The 1,573-nt window shown below is 35.0% G+C and carries 3 protein-coding genes; 1 reads left to right on the forward strand and 2 read right to left on the reverse strand.

The window, feature by feature from the left end; genetic code table 11:
- Positions 1-200 (forward strand): hypothetical protein (locus tag ACOCEA_RS17900; protein WP_420757645.1); only part of this gene is annotated, 200 nt, incomplete at its 5' end.
- A gap of 46 nt (positions 201-246) precedes the next feature.
- Here ACOCEA_RS17900 and ACOCEA_RS17905 read toward each other — a convergent pair.
- Positions 247-789 carry a hypothetical protein gene (locus ACOCEA_RS17905; protein ID WP_420757646.1) on the reverse strand — a complete coding sequence of 181 codons (543 nt, stop codon included), beginning with the start codon at positions 787-789 and terminating at the stop codon, positions 247-249.
- Positions 790-935: 146 nt separating this feature from the next.
- Complete coding sequence (locus ACOCEA_RS17910) at positions 936-1,433, reverse strand: hypothetical protein (RefSeq protein WP_420757647.1); 498 nt, start codon at positions 1,431-1,433, stop codon at positions 936-938.
- Positions 1,434-1,573 lie beyond the last annotated feature (140 nt).

Consider the following 1,573-nt stretch of genomic DNA (forward strand, 5'->3'; position numbering starts at 1 on the left):
CTTTCTCAATGCACTCCCTTGAAGATTTGTCAATTGAAGTCGAGTCGAAGCCTGATTTACAAGCAGTAATTACAAGAAATAATATGAAGATTATTTTTTTCAATATTGTTGCCAACGGTTGGGCTATGATTTCGTTGCGGATAAATCCGGCAGGATTTGTCCGGGAGAAATCGGGCCCTGTTAATGGTTTATGCGTTTAAATTTAGCGAAAATGCAGCAATGAATTATAGCCGGTGTTGGCAATAGTTATTTATTTTCTATGTATGGTTTTGCAATTTCAGCAATCATTTGAATCCATTCCGCCCTAGGGTGTTCGTTGTCTATCCAACTTTCATTTCTTAAGTAAGTTTTGAATTCTGTTCCGTTTACTTTTAACAAAACATAAAATCCATAATTGTGGCTTATTATCATTGATGGTTTCGGTTCTGAACCAATGATTTGTTTTATGTTGTTAAAGTAAAAATCCAGTATTTCTTTAAATTTTGGACAGTCCATGGTTTCATGAACATTTGCTTTTTCCTTTTTCCCAACTCCAATAGCCTTAACATAATTTTTTCCATCCTTTGTCCAAAAAAAGAAGTTGGTCGCTTTATCCCCACGACCGTTGTCAAAAAAATAATAGGCCTGTAATAAAGTGTCCACCTTTTGTTTTGAAAGTTCGCTTTTTAATTCCGCCGAAACAGCGTCCATGTCAAAATCAAATTTAGTTTTTGCCCTTTGTCCATAAGCAGAAGCTAGAAAAAGCACAAAAATTGAGTAAAGAATAATATGTTTCCAGCTTAAGTTCATAATTATTGCCAACGGTCTTGTGTATGATTAGTTGGGGACTTTTCCAACGGAAAATGTCCGCCTAGCTCTAAAGATAATTGATTGCAGTGATTTCCCTGTGGGAAATCCGCCCGCAATTAATTATACATCGTGTTGTGCAACGTTTTTTAAGCGATGCTATTTATTCGCAAGTCCTTATAGGATTTTGTTGTAAGATTAATTTTAATATTAAAGAAGCAATTCCCTCCATCTTCGACCAGTGGTATTTCACTCCGCCATTTGTCAAATTCGAAATCAAGACAAAAAAAGTTTAGCCAAATTTCCTTTTCTCCTTTTTCGTTTAAAGTGGCCACATACTGACGTTTGTAACCTTCTAATTCAAGTCTCCATCTAGAATCCGTTTCTAATCCCTCATTGTGTTTTTCAATTGCTTTTTTTAAAATTGGCTCAATTTTGCTCAATTCGTCTAGACTTAATTCCGTTGCAGTTGGTTTTTCATCTTGGAAAATCCAGTACCATTCCGGATTGAATTCAATTATTGTGAAGTCGGAGTTAGCAAGTCTAAAATCCGTCCGTTTTAATTTTTCCTCAACCTTATTGTCCGTTTTTTTCAGGTCCTTACATGAAGAAAACATAATGAGAGTAACAAGAATGAATTTTTTCAATATTATCTTTTGAAATGTTGCACAACGTGTTTGTGTATGATTAGTGGCGTGCTTAAGCACCTAATTTAGCAAATAAAAACTAGATAAAAAATCCGCGAGGATTTTCGTAAGCAGGTCAGGACTAGTCATTAATTATACAC

Source organism: Maribacter luteocoastalis, from assembly GCF_048890225.1.
In the GTDB taxonomy this organism is placed as follows: Bacteria; Bacteroidota; Bacteroidia; order Flavobacteriales; family Flavobacteriaceae; genus Maribacter; species Maribacter luteocoastalis.

What these genes read in the sequence shown, in the direction of transcription:
- ACOCEA_RS17905 (WP_420757646.1), bottom strand. Translation starts at nt 789, where the DNA reads ATGAACTTAAGCTGGAAACATATTATTCTTTACTCAATTTTTGTGCTT.